General features: G+C 43.3%; 1 protein-coding gene. It reads left to right on the top strand.

What is annotated here, in order from left to right:
- Window positions 1-276 precede the first annotated feature (276 nt).
- Window positions 277-564 (top strand): HAD family phosphatase (locus FH871_RS34565; RefSeq protein ID WP_138995331.1); only part of this gene is annotated, 288 nt, incomplete at its 3' end.

The following is a 564-nucleotide window of genomic DNA, read 5'->3' as shown; positions in this document are numbered from 1 at the left end:
CGACTTTCATAACACTTCCATCTAACTTTCATTTCCAGATTGCCTAAAATTATAGCAAAATTCAGACAACTTTTCAAATTCCTATTTTGGCCTAATATCAGCCATACTTTGTCTGTGCTTCACAGGAGTGCGCTTTGTTCAGATTAGCTCTTTGTGGTAGAATAAGGCTGAGGTTTTTCATGAAGCAAGCAGTTATTTTTGATATGGATGGTGTTCTCTTTGACACCGAGGAATTTTATTACAGCCGCCGTCAGGCATTTTTAGCGACCCGTNGATATGGATGGTGTTCTCTTTGACACCGAGGAATTTTATTACAGCCGCCGTCAGGCATTTTTAGCGACCCGTGGTATCTCAATCAGCCACCTGCCTCCCAGCTTTTTTATCGGGGGCAATATGAAGCAGATCTGGCAAAAGATTCTTGGTCAAGACTACCAGAAATGGGACCTTGCTCAACTTCAGGCTGATTATAGGGCCTATAAGCTAGCCCACCCTCTGCCTTATAGCGAAGTTATCTTTTCTGATGTACGTCCCACCCTAGATAGGCTCAGCCAAGCAGGCTATAAA

Origin of the sequence: Larkinella sp. C7, assembly GCF_006149005.1 — a bacterium.
In the GTDB taxonomy this organism is placed as follows: Bacteria; Bacteroidota; Bacteroidia; order Cytophagales; family Spirosomataceae; genus Larkinella.
This window is presented reverse-complemented; position numbering and strand designations above follow the sequence as displayed.